We start from the raw sequence: 23,790 nt of genomic DNA, 5'->3' as shown, positions 1-23,790 counted from the left end.
TGCGTCCTTAATTTTCCTTTTCATGTTATCACAATTAATACGTTAATGCATAAAAGAACAAAATAATTTGAAAACTTTTCATAATTTAAGGAGGTCTTCCCATGATTAAACCTAATATCGGCATTGTGAATGCCCTGATTCGCATTACTGCCGGATTAACAATAGTTGCTGTTGCTTCTGCCAAATATTCAAAAAAACCATGGAGAGAGTCACTCATTCTTCTGATCATTCTTGGAGCTATGAAAGTTGGAGAAGGAATTCTGCGCTTCTGCCCGCTGACGCTTATGTATGATCAGGCGAAAGAAACGAATCAGGATGATGAGCACAGCGGTGAAACCTATAATCCTTCTTGAGATCTTAACATTTGCTAGCGGGTCAGTCCCGTTTTACTTTAAAGCAAATGGGGACGGAGACCAGACGTCGGGAAGCCATTAGTTGCAATGTGTTCCAGCGCTGGTGCCGGAGCTTTACTTCTTTATTAGAGAGCGGGACTGACCCGGTGCCAGTCCCGCTCTGCTTTAACGCAAAAGGGGGCAAGGACTTAGCGCCGCAAGCCCTTGAGCGGCAAAGCCTCTCGGTAACCGGTGCCCAAGCTTTATTCTTTTATCACACCAGGGGACAGACCCCTTAAAATGAGGTGATGGATTGGGATTTCTTGAATACATGAGGGACATGATTTTTGTTTACGCTTCGCTGATCGGCGGGATTGTGGCGCTGGCGTTTGTTTTTGTAAGAAGGAAAAGACGGGTTAGATAAGATGGACGTCCTGTTTGCAGGACGTTCTTTATTTTACTAAAAAAATTCTCTTTGTGGTCCGATATACCTAATATATACCGTGGGATTTGGAGGACAATCGAATGACAATTACTCAAGTCTTAAGTACAGATGCCGTTTTAAAAGCGCTGGAAACACATTTGGCTATGATTGAATTCAATTTGAACAAAGAAGTCATATGGGTAAACGGGAATTTTGCTTCAGCGATGGGCTACCGGCCCGAAGAAATGACCGGGATGAAGCACCAGGAGTTTTGCACAGAAGCATTTCAGAATAGCGAGGAATACCAGGCCCTGTGGTCAAATTTGAAAAAAGGGCTGAAGTTTCAGGAGAAAATATTGCGTGTGAGCAAAAACGGAAGTCTGCTTTGGTTTGAGGCAACCTATATTCCCGTTGCAGATGAAACCGGAGAAGTAACAGCCGTTTTAAAAATTGCTACCAATATAACGGATCATGAAAGCAGAACGCATACCATTATATCCGACCTGAAAAGCATGCCTGAAGAATTAGCGGATCTGGTCGTTGCCAATACAAAGGAAAGCATTCAGGCAGTTCAGGCCCTGCAAAACCAAACCGATTTGATTAGCCAGACCTCCAAAACCATCAGTCATATTTCATCACAGACCAATATGGTCGCCTTAAATGCGGCAATTGAAGCAGCACGGGTTGGCGAGCAAGGAAAAGGCTTTAAAGTGGTCGCAGATGAAATCCGCAGATTATCAACGAACGTTGACGAAGCAATTGATAAAGTTAACTCCAACGTGGAGAACATCACAAAAGAAGCGCAAAAAGTCAGCAGCATCACAAACAGCCTCCAAACCATCATCAAAGAGACTCAAATAAAATTTTCCGCTACGATTACTGAATTTGAAGAAACGGCCAAATAAAAATCCTTTTTTCCAAACTGCTTTTTGAGGGGCAACGCTGACGGTTTTATAGCAGCCTTGTCCCTTATTCGTTTCCGATTATTTCTCAGTTTTGTATTTGGGTACTCTGCCAGAAACAAATAAAAAGCATGATCATAGCCTCTATTTTTTAGCAGCATATTGAAAATTCCACATCTTTTCTCTCTCTTTATCATCTCTCATACCCTTCAAATTACAGAAAAACCCTTTTAAATCTATTAATTATGACAGGTAAATAACATCCTTTACAGATCATAGCCCCTTCCTCCCAACCCTTGAAATATACTGATCTTTTTCTGATTTCCCTCCGTATGCTTGGTGATTCTAAATTTTAAGGAGGAGATTTTGAATGTTTAAAACCATCGCAACATCAGGATTAGCCCTTTCACTCGCTTTGGGAGCAGCAGGCGGAGCCGCATCTGCACAAGAGAAATCAACAGACTTGGATTTAGAAACGGTGCTGGATGCAAAGTATGAGTCCAAACAGTCCTTTTCTTACAATGAATTCAGCAAATGGGCTGAAGAAAATGACTGGCAAGCCGGTGATCTGGAAAAATGGGCCGATGAAAAAGGCATAAGCGAAGATGAATTGCAGGACTGGGCGGAAAGCATGGGCTGGAGCTATGAGCAAAGCCAGGAGCTTGATTTAAATGTTGGGGCCAGCTTATCGTTAAGCAGTATTTTAAATGACGAGGATGAAGGCAGCAGTGATAACGAAGACGAAGATGATGATGGTCTGCTTGGCGGTTTGCTAGGCAACATCCTATAAAAAATGAGGACAAGCCTCCGCATGTGCGGAGGCTTGTTTTATATGGTGCTCTTAATATGTGCAAGGTGATGCCTTCCATGCCAGGCATACAGACCAATGTTTCTCCCGAGTGATACCTCACCGGAGTCTGGATGTACGAAAACCCGTTTTCGATCAGAATGAGTCAGGCTTCGCAGCACGTCCACCAGCCGGATATGAAGGGCTTCAATCAGCTGAAGCGAAGGCTCAACAGGCAAACTTGAGTCCGAAAGCCTGGCCCATGCGCCTTCATTGTATGGTTTGATGAGCGGCCGTTCTTCTGTCATGGCAAGCTTAAATCGGATAAACGCATTCATATGGCTGTCAGCCAGATGGTGGACGACTTGGCGTACAGTCCATCCGCCGGGACGGTATGGGGTATCCAGCTGCTGTTCCGTAAGGTGGCCTGCCGCTTGACGCAGCTGCTGAGGCAGTTCTTCAATTTGAGTGATCCATTTCTCCACCTGTTCGTTTGAAATGTTCCCTTCATGCTGGAAGGTTCCTATCGGGTACTTTTCGTCCATGGCTCATTCCTCCTTCCTTATATTTTATTGGATATGGGTTCTTTTTAGTATGGCTTGTTTTGTAAGGGGAGGGCGTTATCGAATTCTCCCGAATAATCGATATTCTCCTATTTTCGCCGATAAAAATAAAAAATCGTCGATATCCTATAAAAATCGTCGATATATTGATATTTTCGCCGATATATCCTTTTTTTCGCCGATATCGGAGCAGCATATACTAAAAACCCCCTTTTCAGTAGGGGGTTTTTGCTGTAATTGCTTTATTTCCAATGTCCGTCCGGTAAAAAACGCCGTTCCCGTCCAGATATCGAATCGATTTATAGGCTTTTTCCTGTGCTTCCTGTATGGTCCTGCCGTTTGCAGAAACTGCGAGAATCCGGCCGCCGTCGGAAACGAAGGTGTCTCCAGAGCGTTTTGTACCTGCATGAAATACCGCAGCTTCACCCCCGGCTTCAGCCAGTCCGTTCAGCATCGTTCCTTTTTCGTACGCTTCAGGATATCCTTCTGAAGCAAGCACCACGGCAACGGCGGCTTCATCTGTCCACTCAATTTCAAAGTCCCGGCCTTCCATCACTGCTTCGATCACGTCGACCAGGTCGCTCTTCATTCTCGGAAGAACGGCTTGTGTTTCCGGATCACCGAAGCGCGCGTTGAATTCGATGACTTTCGGACCGTCTGCCGTCAGCATGAGTCCTGCGTATAAGATTCCGGTAAAAGGTGTCCCCTCTTGTACAAGGCCCTTCGCAGCCGGCACAAGCACGGACCGGATCGCTTCAGCCACCGCCTCTTCCGGTATTTGCGGTACAGGAGAGTAGGCGCCCATTCCTCCTGTGTTCGGTCCGCGGTCGCCGTCAAATGCACGTTTGTGATCCTGCGCGATGACCATTGGATACACTTTTTCTCCATTCACGAAGGCCATGAGGGAAAATTCTTCTCCCTCTAGAAAATCTTCTATGACAACGGATTTACTCGCCTCACCAAACTTTTCATCGAGGAGGAAATCCTTCAGGCACTGAAGTGCGTCCTCCATTGTCATGGCAACCGTGACCCCTTTTCCGGCTGCCAGTCCGTCCGCTTTGATCACAATCGGAACCCCGTTTGTCTCCACATACGCCCGTGCTTCTTCATAGGAGGTAAAAGCCGCATATCCCGCAGTCGGAATGCGGTATTTCTCCATCAGCTCTTTCGCAAACTGCTTGCTGCCTTCCACCATCGCGGCCTGGCTTGACGGTCCAAAAATCCGCAGCCCCTCTTTTTCAAAGGCTTCTGTGATTCCCTCGAGTAAAGGGACTTCAGGACCAACCACCGTTAATCCGACTTCATTCTCTTTTGCAAAAGCAATAAGGCCGGCAAAATCAAGCTCGTCCACTGGAACTCTTTCCGCACAATCGGTCATTCCGTCATTTCCCGGTGCCGCAAATACTTTTTCCGCCCTGCCGGATTGAGCGAGCTTCCATGCGATGGTATGCTCGCGGCCTCCGCGTCCGATTACGAGTACGTTCAAAAGGATCGCTCTCCCTTCTTAATGCTTGAAATGGCGAATGCCTGTGAATACCATTGTGATGCCATGCTCATCTGCAGCGCGAATGGAATCTTCGTCTTTGATGGAGCCTCCCGGCTGAATGATGGCCGTGACGCCGGCTTTTGCTGCGGCTTCCACTGTATCTCCCATTGGGAAAAATGCGTCGGATCCCATTGCGCTTCCTTCTGCTTTTGCTCCGGCTTGTTCAATCGCAATTTTTGCAGAGCCGACTCGGTTCATCTGTCCTGCCCCGATTCCAATTGTCCTTTCATCCTTCGCCAAAACAATCGCGTTGGATTTTACATGCTTGACCACTTGCCAGGCAAGTTTCAAATCCTTCCACTCCTGTTCCGTCGGCTCACGCTTTGTTGGAATGGAAACTTCCGCATCATCAATTGTCAGCGTATCCTCGTCCTGGACCAGCAGACCGCCTGCAACGGACACAAGCTGCTTGGCTGCTGCTCCTTTTTCCTCCTGTTCAATCGTCAAGAGTCGGAGGTTCTTTTTGGACGTCAAGATTTCCAATGCCTCCTTTGAAAAGGAAGGGGCAATAATAATTTCAAGGAAAATTTCATGCAGTTTCTCTGCTGTTGCGGCATTCACTTCTCTGTTCAACGCGATGATTCCGCCGAAAATAGAGGTGGGATCTGCTTCAAAAGCACGCTGATAGGCTTGTTCAATGCTATCGGCTGTTCCGACTCCGCATGGATTCATATGCTTAACGGCCACAGCTGCCGGCGCTGCGAATTCACGTACAATCTGAAGGGCAGCGTCTGCATCTTTAATATTGTTATAGGAAAGCTCTTTGCCGTGAAGCTGCTTCGCTTCCGCAATGGATGCCTTCCGTTTAAGAGGCGTTTGATAGAATACAGCCTTCTGATGCGGGTTTTCTCCGTAGCGCAAATCCTGTTTCTTTTCATATGTAACGGTCATCGTTTCAGGATTTTCTTCTCCTGTAATGGATGTCATGTATTCTGCAATCAGAGCATCATAGGCAGCTGTGTGTCTGAATACTTTCGCAGCAAGCCTGCGTCTGAATTCAAGATTTGTGTCTCCGTCTTTTTCAATTTGATCCAGAACGGAATTATAATCAGCAGGATCAACAATCACCGTAACATCCCCGTGATTTTTAGCCGATGCACGAAGCATGCCGGGGCCGCCGATATCGATATTTTCAACTGCTTCATCGAATGTGAAATCCGGTTTGGAAATCGTTTCTTTGAACGGATATAGATTCACGACAACTAAGTCGATTGGTTGAATGCCGTTCTCTTTCAGCTGATTCATATGACTCTCGTTGTCTCTTACGGCAAGAAGTCCGCCGTGAATGGCCGGATGAAGAGTTTTGACGCGGCCATCCATGATTTCAGGGAAGCCTGTTACCTCGGAGATACCGATTGTCTTTACTCCCGCTTCCTGAAGCATTTTTTTCGTACCGCCGGTCGAGATCACTTCAATCCCAAGTTCACCAAGGCGCTTCGCGAACGGAACAAGATTTTCTTTATTGGATACGCTGATTAGTGCTCGTTTAATCGTCATGATTGCTTCACCTCTGTCTTGATTTTCAGTACATGCTGAAGGACGGCGGGGAAAAAAGCGTGCTCCGCCTTGTGAATATTTATTTTTAGCTGTTCAAGAGATTCTGGAATAGCGACTCTCATCTGGTCGATGATCGGACCTGTGTCCATTCCTTCATCCACATAATGAATCGTAATGCCGGTTTCCGTATCTCCTGATTGGAAGGCGCGTTCGATTGCATCCTTCCCTGGAAATTTCGGAAGCAGCGAGGGATGGAGATTCATAATCTTGGTTGGAAAAGCATCAAGGAGAACAGGCCCGATCAGACGCATATAGCCTGCCAGGATGAGCCACTCGGTCCCGTTCTTCTCAAGGTTTGCAAGAATTTCAGCTTCATAGGCAGCTTTGTTTTCAAATGATTTTGGTGATAGCTCCAGGACCGGAACACCTGCTAATCTTGCTTTTTCCGTTACAGGGGCACCAGGCTTATCGCAGACGAGAAGGACAATTTCCGCATCGAGCTCCCCGTTCTTCGTTTTTTCTGAAATGGCTTGAAAATTACTGCCGCTTCCTGATGCGAAAACGGCGATTTTTGATTTTTTCATCATAGTGCAGCACCGCCGAATTCGACCCCGGAACCTTCTTTCACCCGTCCGATAATAAAGGCTTTTTCGCCATGCTCCTCAAGAATTCCAATCGCATCATGAATTCGTTCCGGACTGACGGCAAGGACAAAGCCGATGCCCATATTGAAAATGTTGAACATTTCTTCCCGGTTTAGGCTTCCTTTTTCTTCAAGAAGGTCAAAAATCTTCGGAATCGGCCATGAACCATAGTCAATTTCTGCGCCCAGTCCCTCCGGCAGCATCCTCGGAATGTTTTCAACAAAACCGCCGCCGGTAATATGCGCCATCCCATCCACTTTTACATTCTTCAGCACTTTTATAACAGGTTTTACATAAATTCTTGTTGGTGTTAAAAGCTCCTCGCCGAGCGGGTTTTGCAATGGCTCAACTGTTTGGTTCAGCTGGAGTCCGCTGTCTTCGAGGAGAATTTTCCGGACAAGTGAAAAGCCGTTGCTGTGAAGACCGCTTGAGGTGAGTCCAATCAGCACATGACCCGGTTTAATCCCTGCCCCGGTCACAAGCTCATCCTTTTCTGCTCCGCCAACGCTGAAGCCGGCAACATCGTATTCACCCTCATTGTAAAGGCCGGGCATCTCAGCCGTTTCGCCGCCAATCAGCGCACATCCTGCTTCCTCGCAGCCGTCGGCAATCCCTTTAACGATTTGCTCAATTTTTTCAGGATCTGCTTTTCCAAGGGCTAAATAATCCAGGAAAAAAAGCGGTTCCGCACCTTGAGCCAAGATATCGTTCACGCACATCGCCACTGCGTCGATCCCAATTGTATCATGACGATCCGCCATAAAAGCGAGCTTAAGCTTCGTTCCGACGCCGTCTGTACCCGATACAAGAACCGGCTTCCGGTAATTCAGAGCAGACAGGTCGAAGACACCGCCAAAGCCTCCGAGCAGACCGATGGCACCCTCGCGTTTCGTACGCTCAACGTGTTTTTTCATTCTGGAAACCGCTTCATAGCCGGCTTCGATGTTCACTCCCGCTTCCTGATAGGCTTTTGACATGTCCGTTCCTCCTTATCGTGCACCTGTTTTTACTTCTTTTTCATGAGGGAGCAGCGTGTCGGCATAAATTTCCGTCGGATAGCGGCCGGTAAAGCACGCCATGCACTGTCCTCTTGTTTCTCCTTCATAAGGGCGGCCAATTCCATCAAGCAAGCCTTCCGGACTGATGAACGCGATGGAATCGGCACCGATTAATTCCCGAATCTCTTCTGCGTTATGAGAAGACGCAATCAGTTCCTCATGCGTAGAAGTATCAATTCCGTAAAAGCACGGATGCGCAATCGGCGGTGAGCTGATGCGGACGTGAACCTCGGTCGCGCCTGCTTCCTTCAGCATTTGCACGATCCGTCTGCTCGTCGTTCCGCGGACGATCGAATCATCGACCATCACGACCCGCTTGCCCTCTACAACACCGCGGACGGCAGAAAGCTTCATTTTTACCCCTTGCTCTCTTAAAGACTGGGACGGCTGGATAAATGTCCGGCCGACATACCGGTTTTTAATTAGACCAAGCTCATACGGAATACCGGATGCTTCCGCATAGCCGATTGCTGCTGAAATAGAGGAATCAGGCACCCCTGTCACAACGTCTGCTTCCACTGCCGCTTCCTGGGCCAAACGCTTGCCGAGGTTTTTCCGGGCGGTATGCACGTTGATTCCGTCAATGTTGCTGTCGGGTCTGGAAAAATAAATGTATTCCATGCTGCAGATTGATCGGTTGCTGTTCATGGAGAACCGTTCGGACTGCAGGCCGTCGTCGTTAATGATAATCAGTTCGCCCGGCTGCACCTCGCGCAGGTAATCTGCTCCGACAATATCAAAGGCACACGTTTCGGATGCGACCACATATGCATCGCCAAGCAGGCCGATTGACAGAGGGCGGAGGCTGTTCGGATCAAGCGCCACCATCATTTCCGTTTCGGTTAAAATAACAAACGCGTAAGCCCCTTTTATCATGGATAAGGCGTTTTTTACTTTATCCTTTAAAGAGAAGTGGCCGCTTCGTTTAATTAAATGGGCAAGCACTTCCGTATCGGACGTTGTCTGAAAAATACTTCCCTGGCTCTCAAGCTGGTGCTTTAAATGGTTTGCGTTTACCAGATTCCCGTTATGCGCAAGTGCCAGTCCGCCGTTTTGCGAACGGAACATAAGCGGCTGGACGTTTTCATAGCCGCCCCCTCCCGCTGTTGCATACCGGACGTGGCCGATCGCTGCTTTCCCGCTCATTTCTCCAAGCTGGCCTTTGTTGAAAACATCCGTAATCAAGCCAAGACCTTTCTCGCAGTCCATCGTCTTGCCGTCCGTCGTTACAATGCCCGCGCCCTCCTGGCCGCGGTGCTGAAGGCTGTGCAAGCCGTAGTACGTAATTTGGGCTGAATCAGGATGGCCCCAGATTCCAAAAACGCCGCATTCCTCGTTTAATCCTTTGATTTCAGCAAGCATGGGATGGCTCCTCTCCAGGCGTCTTCAAGCTTCTCGATGCTTAAATCCACCCACTGTTCCCCTTGGCTTCCACGAATGGTTAATTTTCTGCTGTCCGTTACCCGGCCGATTCTTACAGCATTTGTTAACTCTTCAAACCGCTCTTTATTTTCAGGGCGTACCGTCAGGATATATCGCGATTGAGTCTCACTGAACAGTGCCGTTACCGCATCACCGGTTAACTCGGCATCTGCTCCAAGTCCTTTTCCTGAAAACGCCGACTCAGCAAGCGCAACCGCAAGTCCGCCTTCTGCTGCATCATGCGCGGATTGAACTAGACCGTCACGGATTGCCTTTGATAAAAGGTTCATTCGCGTTTTTTCAACCTCTAAATCAAGCACCGGGGCTTTTCCGGAAATTTCGCCGTACACAAGCTTTTGCAGCTCGCTTCCGCCGAATTCAGGCTTTGTATCCCCTAGCACATAGATGAAATCGCCTGCTTCTTTAAAGTCCTGTGTCGTAATGTAATCGGTATCCTCAATCAGACCAACCATTCCGATGACAGGTGTCGGATAGATCGCCGTTCCGTTCGTTTCGTTATAAAGAGAAACGTTGCCGCCAATAACCGGAGCACCGAGAACTGTACAAGCCTCACTCATCCCGTCCGCCGCTTTTTCAAGCTGCCAGAAGATCTCCGGCTTTTCCGGATTACCAAAGTTCAGGCAATCCGTGATGGCAAGCGGTGTACCTCCCGAGCAAACGATGTTCCGGGCTGCTTCTGCAACCGCGATTTTTCCGCCCGTTTCCGGATCAAGGTACAGATAGCGCGAGTTGCAGTCCGTTGTCATCGCCAGAGCCTTTTTCGTTCCGCGGATGCGCAGTACCGCAGCATCGGAACCAGGCGCGACTACCGTATTCGTGCGGACCATATAATCGTACTGATTGTAGACCCATTCCTTGCTTGCAATCGTCGGCTGCTTAAGAAGGCTGATCAGCGTTTCTTCAAGGTTTTCAACCTCTGGCACCGTCTCCTCCATTTGCTGAAACTCCCGGAAATAGGCTGGCTCTGCAGAAGGTTTATGATAAACCGGCGCTTCCTCTGCTAACGCATCTACCGGAATCTCTACGACGACCTCTCCTCTATGGACAAGGCGGAGCATTTTATCATTCGTTACCGTCCCGACTGACACGGCTTCCAAATCGTATTTTGCAAAAATGGCTTCGATCTCATGCTCACGGCCTTTTTCAATAACAAGCAGCATCCGCTCCTGGGATTCAGAAAGCATCATTTCATAAGGCGTCATTCCGTACTCGCGCTGAGGAATCAAATCCAGATTCATTTCGATTCCCGAGCCTGCCTTGCTTGCCATTTCAGCAGAAGAACTCGTAAGTCCCGCCGCTCCCATATCCTGAATCCCGACAAGCGCATCGTTTTGGATCACTTCAAGACACGCTTCAAGAAGAAGCTTTTCCATGAACGGATCGCCCACCTGGACGGCCGGGCGCTTTTCATCGGATTTTTCGTTGAGTTCCTCTGAAGCGAATGTGGCTCCGTGAATGCCGTCACGGCCTGTTTTCGCGCCGACATACATGACCGTATTGCCGACTCCTTTTGCCTGGCCCTTCTTTATATCCTTATGGTCAATGAGTCCGACACACATCGCGTTCACAAGCGGATTTCCTTCATAGGAGGCATCAAACTGGATTTCGCCGCCAACGGTTGGAATACCGATGCAGTTTCCGTAACCGGCAATTCCTGCTACTACTTCTTCAAACAAATACTTCACCCGAGGGGATTTCAGCTCACCGAATCTTAGTGAGTTTAATAGGGCGATCGGGCGCGCGCCCATCGAGAACACATCACGGATGATGCCGCCGACACCCGTTGCAGCGCCCTGATAAGGCTCAACAGCAGAAGGGTGATTATGGCTCTCGATTTTAAAAACAACCGCCTGGTTATCGCCGATATCGACAATCCCCGCTCCCTCGCCGGGTCCCTGCAGAACATGCTCGCCTGTGACAGGGAACTTTTTCAGAATCGGCTTGGAGTTTTTATAGCTGCAGTGCTCAGACCACATAACGGAGAAAATTCCCGTTTCCGTATAGTTGGGCAGGCGTCCGAGAATGGATTCAACCATCGCAAATTCTTCGTCGCTGATTCCCATCTGCTGATACACTTTTTCTGCTTTAATTTGTTCAGGATTTGGCTCAAGAAGTAGTGACATGTGCTTCCCTCCAGTTTTTTACGATCGATTGAAACAGTGCGAGGCCGTCCGCGCTTCCAAGCATGGAATCCACAGCGCGCTCAGGGTGAGGCATCATGCCGAGAACATTGCCTCGTTCATTGACAATCCCCGCAATATCCTCCAGGCTTCCGTTCGGATTTTCACTGTAAGTAAATACAATCTGGTTGTTCTCTGTCAGGCTTTTCAGCGTCAGCTCGTCGCAGAAATAATTCCCTTCTCCGTGAGCAATCGGAACGGAGATGACCTGGTTTTCTGTATAGCCGGATGTGAACGGGGTTTTGGCATTGACCACCTTTAAAGAGGCAGGTTCGCACTTGAATTTCAGCCCCTCATTCCGTTTCATCGCACCCGGAAGCAGCCCTGCTTCAAGGAGGATTTGAAATCCATTGCAGACACCAAGCACCGGCTTTCCTTGTTCAGCCGCTTTTTTCACTTCCGCCATGACATTTGAAAAATGAGCAATGGAGCCGGAGCGCAGGTAATCTCCGTATGAAAATCCTCCTGGAAGAAGAATGCCGTCAAATTCGCTCAAATCGTTTTCATCGTGCCAAACATACTCTGCTTCTTCTCCAAGCTCATCCTTGATCGCATGATACATATCCACATCACAGTTGGAGCCGGGGAAAACTATCACCGCGAATCTCACTGAACGACAACCTCCTCTGCTTCAAAGCGGTAGTCTTCAATAACCGTATTTGCTAAAAGCTTTTCACACATTTCCTTCACGGTTTCCTCAAGCGGACGGTCGGTTTTCTCGATCATCAGCTCCATGTATTTACCGATGCGGACGTCCTGAACCTCACCGTAGGACATGCTGTGCAGCGCATTCTTCACGGCGTTCCCCTGCGGATCCAAAATACTTTCTCTTAAACTGACATACACCTTCACTTTATACATGTGCGGGTCCTCCCAATCGTTTTAAGATTTCTTCGTACGCTTCAGTCAAACTGCCAAGATCCCGGCGAAAAACATCTTTATCAAACTTTTCGTTTGTCTCTTTATCCCACAGGCGGCACGTATCCGGGGAAATTTCATCCGCCAGTAAAATCGTTCCGTCTTTTCGGAGGCCGAATTCAAGCTTGAAGTCTATCAGTCTTACATTTCTCTCTGAAAAATATGGAATGAGCACTTCATTTACTTTAAGGGCTTTTGTTTTCAGTTCTTCGATTTGATCCGGTGCTGCCGCTTTCAATAGTTTGATATGGCTCTCTGTGATAAGCGGATCTCCTAGCGCATCATCCTTGTAGTAAAACTCAACAATGGGTTCAGGGATTGGTGTTCCTTCCTCGATGCCGAGACGCTTCGCCATACTTCCGGCGACCGTGTTCCGTACAACGACTTCAAGCGGAATAATGGTGACTTCCTCTACCAGCTGCTCGGTTTCAGAAACTTTGCGGATTAGGTGGTTGGCAACGCCTGCTTCTTTGAGCTTTTCAAAAATCAGAACGGAAATCTCGTTGTTTAATCGGCCTTTTCCAGTAATCTCTGTTTTTTTCTCTCCGTTAAATGCCGTAGCGGAGTCTTTATAGGAAACAAGAAATTCACCCTCACGCTCTGTTCTGTAAATGCGCTTCGCTTTTCCCTCATAAAGCAATTCCATTGATTTCGCCCTCCTGTAGTCGGAATATTGGGAATTTTAAGATTGGAAAGAGGCAAAGTTTTGCTTTGCCCCTCCAGTTTTATAGACCGAGCCTGTTAAAAATGGCATCTACATTTTTCAAGTGGTAGTTGTAATCGAAGCAGTCATCGATTACAGCTGGTGTTAAACGTTCGGTAACAGCCGGATCCGCTTCTACTAATGTGCGGAAGTGGACTTGTGTTTCCCAAGCCTCCATTGCTTTCGGCTGAACCAGATCGTACGCTGCTTCACGAGCCATGCCTGAGTCAATAAGAGCAAGCAGGACACGCTGGGAGTAAATCAGCCCAAGGGTACGATCCATGTTGCGCTTCATGTTTTCAGGGAACACGGTCAGGTTCTTAATGATATTTCCGAAGCGGTTCAGCATATAGTTCAGTGCAATGGTTGCATCCGGCAAAATGATCCGTTCTGCAGAGGAGTGGGAAATATCACGCTCATGCCATAGCGGTACATTTTCATAAGCCGTCATCATGTATCCGCGGATGACACGGGCAAGCCCAGTCATGTTTTCCGATCCGATTGGATTGCGTTTATGCGGCATGGCTGAGGAGCCCTTTTGTCCTTTCGCGAAAAATTCCTCTACCTCGCGCGTTTCACTCTTCTGAAGTCCGCGTACTTCTACGGCGAATTTTTCAATTGATGTGGCAATCAGTGCAAGGGTGCTCATATAGTCAGCGTGGCGGTCGCGCTGAAGGGTTTGAGTTGAGATCGGTGCTGCCTGAAGACCAAGCCTCTCGCACACATATTTTTCAACAAACGGATCGATATTGGCATACGTTCCAACTGCGCCTGACATTTTTCCGAATTCAATGCCTTCTGCAGAACGGTTAAAACGCTCCAGGTTCCGTTTCATTTCCTCATACCACAGGCCAAGCTTCAAACCGAATGTCGTCGGCTCTGCATGGACACCGTGCGTGCGGCCCATCATCACCGTGTATTTGTGTTCAATCGCTTTATTTTTAAGAATTTCCACAAAGCGCTCAAGGTCTGCTCTTAAAATATCATTGGCCTGCTTCAAAAGGTAAGATAGCGCGGTATCCACAACATCTGTAGAAGTAAGTCCGTAATGGACCCATTTGCGCTCTTCGCCAAGTGTTTCAGAAACCGCTCTTGTAAAGGCAACAACATCATGTCTTGTTTCCTCTTCAATCTCTTTAATGCGGTTAATGTCAAAGGAAGCATTCTCACGCAGAAGCACTGTATCTTCCTTAGGGATGACCCCAAGCTCAGCCCATGCTTCACATGCAAGAATTTCTACCTCAAGCCACGCCTGGAAACGGTTTTCCTCTGTCCAGATGGCCCCCATTTCCGGCCTTGTATAACGTTCGATCATCGTAAATCCTCCGTTCTCCTATTGACCCCACTGATTTGATATTTTCTCCATCGTTTCTTCAATGACGTCCGTTTTAAAGGTAACATGCCCCATTTTTCTCTTTGGCTTGTTTTCCTTTTTACCGTACAAGTATAACGCAGCTTCATCTAAAAACGAAAGATTATTTAAAACAGCTTCGAGATGTTCGCCTAATACGTTCACCATCAGCCCTTTTTTCAATAAATCCGTTCTTCCAAGTGGCAAATTACAAACGGAGCGGATATGCTGTTCAAACTGGGAGGTTTCGCACAAATCCATCGTGTAATGGCCTGAATTATGCGGCCTCGGCGCCAATTCATTGATGAAGATCTCTCCATCCTCAGTCAAAAACATTTCAACGGCCAGTGTTCCAACCAATTCAAAGCGCTCAGCAAGCTTTAACGCAGCATCTTTTGCCCTTTTTTCGATGTCGGCTGTTATTCTCGCTGGAACAATGCTTAGATGAAGGATGTTCTCACGGTGAACATTCTCAGCTGCCGGAAAGACCTTTACATCCCCGCTCGGGTTTCTTGTGACAATGATGGAGAGCTCTTTCTCAAAGGGAACCCATTTTTCAAGAATGCATTTCCCCAGATTCAGCAGCTTTTCAGCCTCTTCTATATCAGCCGGACTCTTGATCACCGCCTGCCCTTTACCATCGTAGCCGCCTCTGCATGTTTTTAAAACGGCAGGGAAACCGATATCTTCAAGCGCATCCTCAAGGCCGTTGCCGTTCTCAAGAATACTGTATGGTGCCACCTGGCAGCCTGTTTCCTGGATGGCTTCTTTTTCCGTCTGCCTATCCTGGGTCAGTGAAAGCAGGCGGCTTCCCTGCGGAAGATAAGCGTTGCTTTCAAGCCACACGAGAGCATCATAATCAATATTCTCAAATTCATATGTGATCACGTCACTTACATCTGCAAGCTGCTTAATGGCATCTATATCGCTGTACGCCGCCGTGATTTCAATGTCTGCAACCTGGCCGCATGGACTATCCGGTGCGGGGTCAAGAACCGCAATCCTGTAACCCATATTTCTCGCATCCAATGCCATCATCCGTCCCAGCTGTCCTCCGCCAATGATGCCAATCGTCTGTCCGGGTAAAATCTGCTTATACAAGAGCATCACTGCTTTCAAGCACGGCCTGGCGGGTATCCTCTCTCCGTTTGGCAAGAGCCGCTTCAATCCTGCCGTCTGACAGGGAGAGAATCTGTGCAGCAAGCAGTGCCGCATTCACAGCACCTGCCTTTCCGATTGCTACCGTTGCAACCGGAACACCTCCAGGCATTTGCACAATAGAAAGGAGTGAATCAAGCCCGTTAAGAGCCTTTGACTGAACCGGGACGCCAATCACCGGCAGGGTTGTCTTTGCAGCTACCATTCCAGGAAGATGGGCAGCCCCGCCTGCACCTGCGATAATGACTTTAAGCCCCCGTTCCCTGGCCGATTCCGCATATTCAAACATGAGCTCTGGTGTCCGGTGAGCAGATACAACTTTTTTTTCATAAAAAATCTCAAGTTCATCCAGCAGCTCGCACGCATGTCTCATCGTTTCCCAATCTGACTGGCTTCCCATAATGACTCCAACCTGTTCGATCATCGCTCTCCCCCGCTCTCCTAAAATGAAAAAAAGCCCGGCCGTATGCTTAAGAGAAAGCAATACGAACCGGGCATAGTATGTATATCCACTACGCTGGTTAATCCACTTTCCCTCATAGTCCGGTCATTTACGGTGTCCGGGTAGAAACTCTTGGGCCATATCCCCAAATTTATATGAAGGCTTCGTCGTTATTTTCATCTCCATCATAACAAGAGATTTTGTAACATGTCAATACAAAATATCGAACATTACTGCATTAAAGGGGTATATCGTTCGGGTTTAGAGCAACTTCCCTTCAAATACAATCATTCTTCCTGCCGGAACAATCTGTGTTTGTCCATTCTCTTTTACTTCTTTAAAGATAGGTTCCTCCATTCTGCGTACAGGAGCATATCCTTCTTCCTTCATGCGGTCGAGAACAGCACCAATGCTTTCATTCTCTGCGACCTCAAATTTCTTTTTTGTTGGCTTATCAGTCATTTAATGATCCCTCTTTTATCTTAGCAGCAAATTTACGTTTCAGTCGGTCTCGTATATTTAAGGGGAAGCAGTTCTTGAATGCTTAGTTTTGCAAGACCGTCTTTCGTATCTAAAATAACCTTCATATTTTCCCCGTAATCACCGATCAGTTCCCTGCACATTCCGCACGGCGCAACAACCTTGATTTCACGATCATGCTCATCCGGGCCGGGGTGCCGAACCGCCACAATCGCCTCAAACTCACGAAAGCCTTCAGATATAGCCTTCCCAATCGCAATCGCTTCTGCACATACCGTAACCCTTCCAATGTATGCTTCAATATGAACGGCCCTGATAATTTCTCCGGAAGCTGTTCGGAGAGCGGCGCCGACATGATGCTTCCCGTACTCGTAATGTTCACGAATGATTTCTTTTGCAGCCTGGATCAATTCCTCGTCCTGCGGGCTGATTTTCGCTGACATTGAATTATCACCTCTGTTTGTTTCATTATAATAGGGAATGGTGTGGGGGACAAATGGGGATTTGAATGAGGTGGCGTGAAAGTCTATCGGCGAATGAGATGGTTGGTGATTATTCGGAGGGTGCGGTTATCGGAGTATCTGTGGGGTGCCTTATGGAGGAGAAAATGATGAGGATCGTGGATTTTCGATTAAAACTCGTCCTCTTTTCTTCGAAACCGGTGATAGGGTTCGGCCTCGCGACTCAGTACAGGGGATGGTGGATGAAAATGAGGCAGAATATGGTTTTTAAATTACGTCATTTGAGGGCAGCAGGAAAGATATCGGCTATTCTTGAGCGGATATCGACCGAAATTTTAATATATCGGCGATTAATTTGATATATCGACGATTGTTTCGATTTATCGACTAAAATGAGCGGATATCGACTTTTCGGGAGGGTTCGACAGAGATCGGAGCCGCCTCTATTCGTTGGATCCCTTTCCGCAGCCCATGGCGTATACCGAATCACGTATCCGCCACTCCTTCTATCTCCCTCTATCCATAGCGTATCCCGCATTCCCAATCCCAAACAAAAAAGACCCACCCCCTAAGGGGCAAGCCTTTTTTTCATGTACCTGGCAACGTCCTACTCTCACAGGGGGAAACCCCCAACTACCATCGGCGCTAAAGAGCTTAACTTCCGTGTTCGGTATGGGAACGGGTGTGACCTCTCTGCCATAATTACCAGATATGTGGTTGAAAGATTGCTCTTTCAAAACTAGATAACGATGTGCTGCACGAGTGAAGCAGCCTTACTTGAATAAAGGTTAAGTCCTCGACCGATTAGTATTCGTCAGCTGCACGTGTCACCACGCTTCCACCTCGAACCTATCAACCTGATCATCTTTCAGGGGTCTTACTCTTGCGATGGGAAATCTCATCTTGAGGGGGGCTTCATGCTTAGATGCTTTCAGCACTTATCCCGTCCGCACATAGCTACCCAGCGATGCCTTTGGCAAGACAACTGGTACACCAGCGGTGCGTCCATCCCGGTCCTCTCGTACTAAGGACAGCTCCTCTCAAATTTCCTGCGCCCGCGACGGATAGGGACCGAACTGTCTCACGACGTTCTGAACCCAGCTCGCGTACCGCTTTAATGGGCGAACAGCCCAACCCTTGGGACCGACTACAGCCCCAGGATGCGATGAGCCGACATCGAGGTGCCAAACCTCCCCGTCGATGTGGACTCTTGGGGGAGATAAGCCTGTTATCCCCGGGGTAGCTTTTATCCGTTGAGCGATGGCCCTTCCATGCGGAACCACCGGATCACTAAGCCCGACTTTCGTCCCTGCTCGACTTGTAGGTCTCGCAGTCAAGCTCCCTTGTGCCTTTACACTCTGCGAATGATTTCCAACCATTCTGAGGGAACCTTTGGGCGCCTCCGTTACATTTTAGGAGGCGACCGCCCCAGTCAAACTGCCCGCCTGACACTGTCTCCCGGCCCGATCAGGGCCGCGGGTTAGAAGTTCAACACAGCCAGGGTAGTATCCCACCAATGCCTCCACCGAAGCTGGCGCTCCGGTTTCCAAGGCTCCTACCTATCCTGTACAAGCTGTGCCAAAATTCAATATCAGGCTGCAGTAAAGCTCCACGGGGTCTTTCCGTCCTGTCGCGGGTAACCTGCATCTTCACAGGTACTATAATTTCACCGAGTCTCTCGTTGAGACAGTGCCCAGATCGTTACGCCTTTCGTGCGGGTCGGAACTTACCCGACAAGGAATTTCGCTACCTTAGGACCGTTATAGTTACGGCCGCCGTTTACTGGGGCTTCAATTCAAAGCTTCGCTTGCGCTAACCTCTCCTCTTAACCTTCCAGCACCGGGCAGGCGTCAGCCCCTATACTTCGCCTTGCGGCTTCGCAGAGACCTGTGTTTTTGCTAAACAGTCGCCTGGGCCTATTCACTGCGGCTCTTCAAGGCTATTCACCCTAAAGAGCACCCCTTCTCCCGAAGTTACGGGGTCATTTTGCCGAGTTCCTTAACGAGAGTTCTCTCGATCACCTTAGGATTCTCTCCTCGCCTACCTGTGTCGGTTTGCGGTACGGGCACCATTTTCCTCGCTAGAAGCTTTTCTAGGCAGTGTGGAATCAGGAACTTCGGTACTTCATTTCCCTCGCCATCACAGCTCAGCCTTAACCAAGGGACGGATTTGCCTATCCCTTGAGCCTACCTGCTTGGACGCGCATATCCAACAGCGCGCTTACCCTATCCTCCTGCGTCCCTCCATTGCTCAAACGGAAAAGAGGTGGTACAGGAATCTCAACCTGTTGTCCATCGCCTACGCCTTTCGGCCTCGGCTTAGGTCCCGACTAACCCTGAGCGGACGAGCCTTCCTCAGGAAACCTTAGGCATTCGGTGGAGGGGATTCTCACCCCTCTTTCGCTACTCATACCGGCATTCTCACTTCTAAGCGCTCCACCAGTCCTTCCGGTCTGGCTTCTCAGCCCTTAGAACGCTCTCCTACCACTGTTCGTAAGAACAGTCCACAGCTTCGGTGATCCGTTTAGCCCCGGTACATTTTCGGCGCAGGGTCACTCGACCAGTGAGCTATTACGCACTCTTTAAATGGTGGCTGCTTCTAAGCCAACATCCTGGTTGTCTAAGCAACCCCACATCCTTTTCCACTTAACGGATACTTGGGGACCTTAGCTGGTGGTCTGGGCTGTTTCCCTTTCGACTACGGATCTTATCACTCGCAGTCTGACTCCCATAGATAAGTCTTTGGCATTCGGAGTTTGACTGAATTCGGTAACCCGATGAGGGCCCCTAGTCCAATCAGTGCTCTACCTCCAAGACTCTCACTATGAGGCTAGCCCTAAAGCTATTTCGGAGAGAACCAGCTATCTCCAGGTTCGATTGGAATTTCTCCGCTACCCACACCTCATCCCCGCACTTTTCAACGTGCGTGGGTTCGGGCCTCCATTCAGTGTTACCTGAACTTCACCCTGGACATGGGTAGATCACCTGGTTTCGGGTCTACGACCACGTACTCAATCGCCCTATTCAGACTCGCTTTCGCTGCGGCTCCGTCTTTTCAACTTAACCTTGCACGTAATCGTAACTCGCCGGTTCATTCTACAAAAGGCACGCCATCACCCGTTAACGGGCTCTGACTACTTGTAGGCACACGGTTTCAGGATCTGTTTCACTCCCCTTCCGGGGTGCTTTTCACCTTTCCCTCACGGTACTGGTTCACTATCGGTCACTAGGGAGTATTTAGCCTTGGGAGATGGTCCTCCCTGCTTCCGACGGGATTTCTCGTGTCCCGCCGTACTCAGGATCCACTCAGGAGGGAACGAAGTTTCGACTACAGGGCTGTTACCTTCTTTGGCGGGCCTTTCCAGACCGCTTCTTCTACCCCGTTCCTTTGTAACTCCGTGTTGAGTGTCCTACAACCCCAGAAGGCAAGCCTTCTGGTTTGGGCTAATCCCGTTTCGCTCGCCGCTACTCAGGGAATCGCTATTGCTTTCTCTTCCTCCGGGTACTTAGATGTTTCAGTTCCCCGGGTCTGCCTTCCAGATCCTATGTATTCAGATCAGGATGCTGCTCCATTACGAGCAGCGGGTTTCCCCATTCGGAAATCTCCGGATCAACGCTTACTTACAGCTCCCCGAAGCATATCGGTGTTCGTACCGTCCTTCATCGGCTCCTAGTGCCAAGGCATCCACCGTGCGCCCTTTCTAACTTAACCTGATAACGGACGTTATCTTCGTTAGAGCTGAAAACAGATGTTTTCAGACTTGATGTTCTCTATCTACGCAAGCGCAGAAGAAAATCGTAAGGTTATTTGCTTACTCGTGTGAATGTTTGACATTCATATCGTTATCTAGTTTTCAAAGAACAAGTGTATAGAGAGAATGATCTCTCAAAACTAAACAAAGTCGAAGTGCGTCCGTTAATTGCTGCACCGCATGGGTGCTGATAATTCTTCCTTAGAAAGGAGGTGATCCAGCCGCACCTTCCGATACGGCTACCTTGTTACGACTTCACCCCAATCATCTGCCCCACCTTAGGCGGCTGGCTCCCTTACGGGTTACCCCACCGACTTCGGGTGTTGCAAACTCTCGTGGTGTGACGGGCGGTGTGTACAAGGCCCGGGAACGTATTCACCGCGGCATGCTGATCCGCGATTACTAGCGATTCCGGCTTCATGCAGGCGAGTTGCAGCCTGCAATCCGAACTGAGAATGGTTTTATGGGATTCGCTTAACCTCGCGGTTTTGCAGCCCTTTGTACCATCCATTGTAGCACGTGTGTAGCCCAGGTCATAAGGGGCATGATGATTTGACGTCATCCCCACCTTCCTCCGGTTTGTCACCGGCAGTCACCTTAGAGTGCCCAACTGAATGCTGGCAACTAAGATCAAGGGTTGCGCTCGTTGCGGGACTTAACCCAACATCTCACGACACGAGCTGACGACAACCATGCACCACCTGTCACTCTGTCCCCCGAAGGGGAACCTTCTATCTCTAGAAGTGGCAGAGGATGTCAAGACCTGGTAAGGTTCTTCGCGTTGCTTCGAATTAAACCACATGCTCCACCGCTTGTGCGGGCCCCCGTCAATTCCTTTGAGTTTCAGTCTTGCGACCGTACTCCCCAGGCGGAGTGCTTAATGCGTTAGCTGCAGCACTAAAGGGCGGAAACCCTCTAACACTTAGCACTCATCGTTTACGGCGTGGACTACCAGGGTATCTAATCCTGTTCGCTCCCCACGCTTTCGCGCCTCAGCGTCAGTTACAGACCAGAGAGTCGCCTTCGCCACTGGTGTTCCTCCACATCTCTACGCATTTCACCGCTACACGTGGAATTCCACTCTCCTCTTCTGTACTCAAGTCCTCCAGTTTCCAATGACCCTCCCCGGTTGAGCCGGGGGCTTTCACATCAGACTTAAAAGACCGCCTGCGCGCGCTTTACGCCCAATAATTCCGGACAACGCTTGCCACCTACGTATTACCGCGGCTGCTGGCACGTAGTTAGCCGTGGCTTTCTGGTTAGGTACCGTCAAGGTGCGGGCAGTGACTCCCGCACTTGTTCTTCCCTAACAACAGAGCTTTACGATCCGAAAACCTTCATCACTCACGCGGCGTTGCTCCGTCAGACTTTCGTCCATTGCGGAAGATTCCCTACTGCTGCCTCCCGTAGGAGTCTGGGCCGTGTCTCAGTCCCAGTGTGGCCGATCACCCTCTCAGGTCGGCTACGCATCGTCGCCTTGGTGAGCCATTACCTCACCAACTAGCTAATGCGCCGCGGGCCCATCTGTAAGTGACAGCATAACCGTCTTTTATCTCCGAACCATGCGGTTCGAAAAGTTATCCGGTATTAGCTCCGGTTTCCCGGAGTTATCCCAGTCTTACAGGCAGGTTGCCCACGTGTTACTCACCCGTCCGCCGCTGACCTCCGAAGAGGTCCGCTCGACTTGCATGTATTAGGCACGCCGCCAGCGTTCGTCCTGAGCCAGGATCAAACTCTCCAAAAAGTAGTTTGACTAGCTCTTGTTTGTTGCTTAAACTAACGTTGGCACTTCGATTTGTTTAGTTTTCAAAGATCATTTTGTTTCGTTCGTTTCCTCAGAAGCGACTTTAATAATATACCATTTTCAGAAGTCTGAGTCAACAACTTTTTTCTATTAATTTCATTTGCCATTTTCGGCGTTATCGGCTTCGTTCAGAAGCGACTTTAATAATATACCACCTGGAACAACCCTGGTCAACAATTATTTAAAAAAAGATTCATATAGAAATATTCTCCGCTAAACCACAGTATCCTCTCCATGCTCTGAGATACCTTACAACTGCGGGAATAAGCTGATCGCACAGCGCTGGGGCAGGCAATCCGCAGGAGATATGTGTTGTATTTTTGATGATAAACTGAAATTCCTCCTGAGTTGTACTAGCAATATATACTTTCAAATTGGAGAAAGAATAGCTATTTCTTTATGTCCCTATATTGAAAAGAAAGTTTTAGAGAAGCCTTCTTAAAAACCTTTCCAACCCTTCTTTGGCCCCAGCAGAAAACTTTTGGTCGAGAAAATAATTTAAAAGGAATCCGGGGGAATATATGAAAAAGAATTATACAGTAGCTTTTATTATGCTTTTTGTTGCATCAATTGCCAGTGGATTTGCATTAAAAAGTGTTTTTAGTTATTCGATGATAGTTGGAGTTGGTTTGGGAATAGTTTTTCTATTATGCTCTGTCTTTCTCGCAGGAAAGAGCCAATAAGATTGAAAAGGCACATTAAATTAGCTGCTGTGTCTTTTTCTGGTTATGATGTTTTGTTGGCGTTGCATGGAATGAGCGATTTCCAGGATAAATCTACGAAGGATAAATTGACCTACTTTTCCCTCGAAACTGTTGAAATGCAGCGCATTGGAGGAATTGAGGGTGTGAATGGAGATAAATTTGATTGTTCAGACACGTCATTTAGGTGCAGCTGGAAAGATATCGGCTATTCTGGAGCGGATATCGACCGAGATTTCAATATATCGGCGATTATTTTGATATATCGACCAAAATTTTAATATATCGACGATTATTTCGATTTATCGACTAAAATGAGCGGATATCGACTTTTCGGGAGGGTTCGACAGAGATCGGAGCCGCCTCTATTCGTTGGATCCCTTTCCGCAGCCCATGGCGTATACCGAATCACGTATCCGCCACTCCTTCTATCTCCCTCTATCCATAGCGTATCCCGCATTCCCAATCCCAAACAAAAAAGACCCACCCCCTAAGGGGCAAGCCTTTTTTTCATGTACCTGGCAACGTCCTACTCTCACAGGGGGAAACCCCCAACTACCATCGGCGCTAAAGAGCTTAACTTCCGTGTTCGGTATGGGAACGGGTGTGACCTCTCTGCCATAATTACCAGATATGTGGTTGAAA

Annotated in this window: 21 protein-coding genes, 4 rRNA genes and 1 riboswitch; of the genes, 6 read left to right on the top strand and 19 right to left on the bottom strand. The window is 48.5% G+C overall.

Annotation, left to right across the window (positions count from 1 at the left end):
• Positions 1 to 101 precede the first annotated feature (101 nt).
• The 4 genes from WCV65_RS02300 (at position 102) to WCV65_RS02285 (ending at position 2,448) form a co-directional block, all read left to right on the top strand.
• Positions 102 to 353, top strand: a complete 252-nt coding sequence (locus WCV65_RS02300) for a DUF2892 domain-containing protein (protein ID WP_338779714.1) — start codon at positions 102 to 104, stop codon at positions 351 to 353.
• 292 nt (positions 354 to 645) lie between these two features.
• A complete protein-coding gene (locus WCV65_RS02295) occupies positions 646 to 756 on the top strand; it encodes an EYxxD motif small membrane protein (RefSeq protein WP_331712027.1) in 111 nt (36 codons plus the stop codon).
• A gap of 101 nt (positions 757 to 857) precedes the next feature.
• Positions 858 to 1,661, top strand: coding sequence for a methyl-accepting chemotaxis protein (locus WCV65_RS02290; protein WP_338779712.1), 804 nt, complete (start codon positions 858 to 860; stop codon positions 1,659 to 1,661).
• 367 nt (positions 1,662 to 2,028) lie between these two features.
• Positions 2,029 to 2,448 carry a hypothetical protein gene (locus WCV65_RS02285; protein ID WP_338779710.1) on the top strand — a complete coding sequence of 140 codons (420 nt, stop codon included), beginning with the start codon at positions 2,029 to 2,031 and terminating at the stop codon, positions 2,446 to 2,448.
• 38 nt (positions 2,449 to 2,486) lie between these two features.
• Here WCV65_RS02285 and WCV65_RS02280 read toward each other — a convergent pair whose 3' ends face one another.
• The 18 genes from WCV65_RS02280 to WCV65_RS02195 all read right to left on the bottom strand — a co-directional run bounded on the left by WCV65_RS02280 (position 2,487) and on the right by WCV65_RS02195 (position 22,384).
• A complete protein-coding gene (locus tag WCV65_RS02280) occupies positions 2,487 to 2,990 on the bottom strand; it encodes a YfiT family bacillithiol transferase (RefSeq protein WP_035407728.1) in 504 nt (167 codons plus the stop codon).
• A 232-nt stretch (positions 2,991 to 3,222) separates the two neighbouring features.
• Entirely contained in the window at positions 3,223 to 4,494 is a 1,272-nt protein-coding gene (gene purD / locus WCV65_RS02275; RefSeq protein ID WP_338779708.1) for a phosphoribosylamine--glycine ligase, read from the bottom strand.
• Positions 4,495 to 4,512: 18 nt separating this feature from the next.
• The gene (gene purH, locus WCV65_RS02270) at positions 4,513 to 6,051 is read right to left on the bottom strand and encodes a bifunctional phosphoribosylaminoimidazolecarboxamide formyltransferase/IMP cyclohydrolase (protein ID WP_338779706.1); all 1,539 of its coding nucleotides are present in this window, start codon (positions 6,049 to 6,051) and stop codon (positions 4,513 to 4,515) included.
• A complete protein-coding gene (purN, locus tag WCV65_RS02265; RefSeq protein ID WP_338779704.1) occupies positions 6,048 to 6,635 on the bottom strand; it encodes a phosphoribosylglycinamide formyltransferase in 588 nt (195 codons plus the stop codon). The genes purH and purN overlap by 4 nt, the downstream gene beginning before the upstream one ends.
• Positions 6,635 to 7,672: a phosphoribosylformylglycinamidine cyclo-ligase gene (gene purM / locus WCV65_RS02260; RefSeq protein WP_035407740.1), complete on the bottom strand. Its 1,038-nt coding sequence runs from the start codon at positions 7,670 to 7,672 to the stop codon at positions 6,635 to 6,637. The genes purN and purM overlap by 1 nt, the downstream gene beginning before the upstream one ends.
• Positions 7,673 to 7,684: 12 nt before the next feature.
• Positions 7,685 to 9,115, bottom strand: coding sequence for an amidophosphoribosyltransferase (gene purF, locus WCV65_RS02255; protein WP_035407744.1), 1,431 nt, complete (start codon positions 9,113 to 9,115; stop codon positions 7,685 to 7,687).
• Complete coding sequence (purL, locus tag WCV65_RS02250) at positions 9,091 to 11,319, bottom strand: phosphoribosylformylglycinamidine synthase subunit PurL (RefSeq protein ID WP_338779701.1); 2,229 nt, start codon at positions 11,317 to 11,319, stop codon at positions 9,091 to 9,093. Before purL ends, purF begins: the two co-directional genes overlap by 25 nt.
• Positions 11,303 to 11,986, bottom strand: coding sequence for a phosphoribosylformylglycinamidine synthase subunit PurQ (purQ, locus tag WCV65_RS02245; RefSeq protein WP_338779699.1), 684 nt, complete (start codon positions 11,984 to 11,986; stop codon positions 11,303 to 11,305). Before purQ ends, purL begins: the two co-directional genes overlap by 17 nt.
• Complete coding sequence (gene purS / locus WCV65_RS02240; RefSeq protein WP_035407753.1) at positions 11,983 to 12,237, bottom strand: phosphoribosylformylglycinamidine synthase subunit PurS; 255 nt, start codon at positions 12,235 to 12,237, stop codon at positions 11,983 to 11,985. The genes purQ and purS overlap by 4 nt, the downstream gene beginning before the upstream one ends.
• Positions 12,230 to 12,940: a phosphoribosylaminoimidazolesuccinocarboxamide synthase gene (gene purC, locus WCV65_RS02235; RefSeq protein WP_338779697.1), complete on the bottom strand. Its 711-nt coding sequence runs from the start codon at positions 12,938 to 12,940 to the stop codon at positions 12,230 to 12,232. Before purC ends, purS begins: the two co-directional genes overlap by 8 nt.
• Positions 12,941 to 13,019: 79 nt before the next feature.
• Positions 13,020 to 14,312, bottom strand: coding sequence for an adenylosuccinate lyase (purB, locus tag WCV65_RS02230; RefSeq protein WP_035407759.1), 1,293 nt, complete (start codon positions 14,310 to 14,312; stop codon positions 13,020 to 13,022).
• 18 nt (positions 14,313 to 14,330) lie between these two features.
• Positions 14,331 to 15,449: a 5-(carboxyamino)imidazole ribonucleotide synthase gene (gene purK, locus WCV65_RS02225; RefSeq protein WP_338779696.1), complete on the bottom strand. Its 1,119-nt coding sequence runs from the start codon at positions 15,447 to 15,449 to the stop codon at positions 14,331 to 14,333.
• The gene (purE, locus tag WCV65_RS02220) at positions 15,442 to 15,930 is read right to left on the bottom strand and encodes a 5-(carboxyamino)imidazole ribonucleotide mutase (RefSeq protein ID WP_338779694.1); all 489 of its coding nucleotides are present in this window, start codon (positions 15,928 to 15,930) and stop codon (positions 15,442 to 15,444) included. Before purE ends, purK begins: the two co-directional genes overlap by 8 nt.
• 95 nt (positions 15,931 to 16,025) lie before the next feature.
• A riboswitch (purine riboswitch) is annotated at positions 16,026 to 16,127 on the bottom strand.
• 82 nt (positions 16,128 to 16,209) lie between these two features.
• Entirely contained in the window at positions 16,210 to 16,410 is a 201-nt protein-coding gene (locus WCV65_RS02215) for an NETI motif-containing protein (RefSeq protein WP_035407767.1), read from the bottom strand.
• A 32-nt stretch (positions 16,411 to 16,442) separates the two neighbouring features.
• Positions 16,443 to 16,871, bottom strand: coding sequence for a cytidine deaminase (locus tag WCV65_RS02210; RefSeq protein WP_338779657.1), 429 nt, complete (start codon positions 16,869 to 16,871; stop codon positions 16,443 to 16,445).
• A 612-nt stretch (positions 16,872 to 17,483) separates the two neighbouring features.
• A 5S ribosomal RNA gene (gene rrf, locus WCV65_RS02205) occupies positions 17,484 to 17,599 on the bottom strand.
• Between the two features lie 74 nt (positions 17,600 to 17,673).
• A 23S ribosomal RNA gene (locus WCV65_RS02200) occupies positions 17,674 to 20,600 on the bottom strand.
• A gap of 245 nt (positions 20,601 to 20,845) precedes the next feature.
• A 16S ribosomal RNA gene (locus WCV65_RS02195) occupies positions 20,846 to 22,384 on the bottom strand.
• A 581-nt stretch (positions 22,385 to 22,965) separates the two neighbouring features.
• Between WCV65_RS02195 and WCV65_RS02190 the strand changes: the two genes are divergently transcribed.
• Positions 22,966 to 23,127: a hypothetical protein gene (locus tag WCV65_RS02190; protein ID WP_338779655.1), complete on the top strand. Its 162-nt coding sequence runs from the start codon at positions 22,966 to 22,968 to the stop codon at positions 23,125 to 23,127.
• Positions 23,128 to 23,129: 2 nt separating this feature from the next.
• Positions 23,130 to 23,426: a hypothetical protein gene (locus tag WCV65_RS02185; protein WP_338779653.1), complete on the top strand. Its 297-nt coding sequence runs from the start codon at positions 23,130 to 23,132 to the stop codon at positions 23,424 to 23,426.
• Between the two features lie 235 nt (positions 23,427 to 23,661).
• Here WCV65_RS02185 and rrf (WCV65_RS02180) read toward each other — a convergent pair.
• A 5S ribosomal RNA gene (gene rrf / locus WCV65_RS02180) occupies positions 23,662 to 23,777 on the bottom strand.
• Together the 16S, 23S and 5S rRNA genes form the textbook arrangement of a ribosomal RNA operon.
• Positions 23,778 to 23,790: the final 13 nt, after the last annotated feature.

It is taken from the genome of Metabacillus sp. FJAT-52054, from assembly GCF_037201815.1.
Lineage (GTDB): Bacteria > Bacillota > Bacilli > Bacillales > Bacillaceae > Metabacillus_B > Metabacillus_B sediminis.
The sequence above is the reverse complement of the archived record's forward strand: the minus strand, read 5'-3'. Positions and strand labels throughout refer to the sequence as shown.

Bases quoted from the DNA above. Each gene is read 5' to 3' on its own strand.
- purL (WP_338779701.1), bottom strand. From the start codon at position 11,319: ATGTCACTACTTCTTGAGCCAAATCCTGAACAAATTAAAGCAGAAAAA.
- WCV65_RS02280 (WP_035407728.1), bottom strand. From the start codon at position 2,990: ATGGACGAAAAGTACCCGATAGGAACCTTCCAGCATGAAGGGAACATT.
- WCV65_RS02290 (WP_338779712.1), top strand. From the start codon at position 858: ATGACAATTACTCAAGTCTTAAGTACAGATGCCGTTTTAAAAGCGCTG.
- WCV65_RS02215 (WP_035407767.1), bottom strand. From the start codon at position 16,410: ATGACTGATAAGCCAACAAAAAAGAAATTTGAGGTCGCAGAGAATGAA.
- WCV65_RS02210 (WP_338779657.1), bottom strand. From the start codon at position 16,871: ATGTCAGCGAAAATCAGCCCGCAGGACGAGGAATTGATCCAGGCTGCA.
- purM (WP_035407740.1), bottom strand. From the start codon at position 7,672: ATGTCAAAAGCCTATCAGGAAGCGGGAGTGAACATCGAAGCCGGCTAT.
- WCV65_RS02190 (WP_338779655.1), top strand. From the start codon at position 22,966: ATGAAAAAGAATTATACAGTAGCTTTTATTATGCTTTTTGTTGCATCA.
- WCV65_RS02300 (WP_338779714.1), top strand. From the start codon at position 102: ATGATTAAACCTAATATCGGCATTGTGAATGCCCTGATTCGCATTACT.
- purF (WP_035407744.1), bottom strand. From the start codon at position 9,115: ATGCTTGCTGAAATCAAAGGATTAAACGAGGAATGCGGCGTTTTTGGA.
- purC (WP_338779697.1), bottom strand. From the start codon at position 12,940: ATGGAATTGCTTTATGAGGGAAAAGCGAAGCGCATTTACAGAACAGAG.
- purB (WP_035407759.1), bottom strand. From the start codon at position 14,312: ATGATCGAACGTTATACAAGGCCGGAAATGGGGGCCATCTGGACAGAG.
- WCV65_RS02285 (WP_338779710.1), top strand. From the start codon at position 2,029: ATGTTTAAAACCATCGCAACATCAGGATTAGCCCTTTCACTCGCTTTG.
- purH (WP_338779706.1), bottom strand. From the start codon at position 6,051: ATGACGATTAAACGAGCACTAATCAGCGTATCCAATAAAGAAAATCTT.
- purS (WP_035407753.1), bottom strand. From the start codon at position 12,237: ATGTATAAAGTGAAGGTGTATGTCAGTTTAAGAGAAAGTATTTTGGAT.
- purN (WP_338779704.1), bottom strand. From the start codon at position 6,635: ATGAAAAAATCAAAAATCGCCGTTTTCGCATCAGGAAGCGGCAGTAAT.
- purE (WP_338779694.1), bottom strand. From the start codon at position 15,930: ATGATCGAACAGGTTGGAGTCATTATGGGAAGCCAGTCAGATTGGGAA.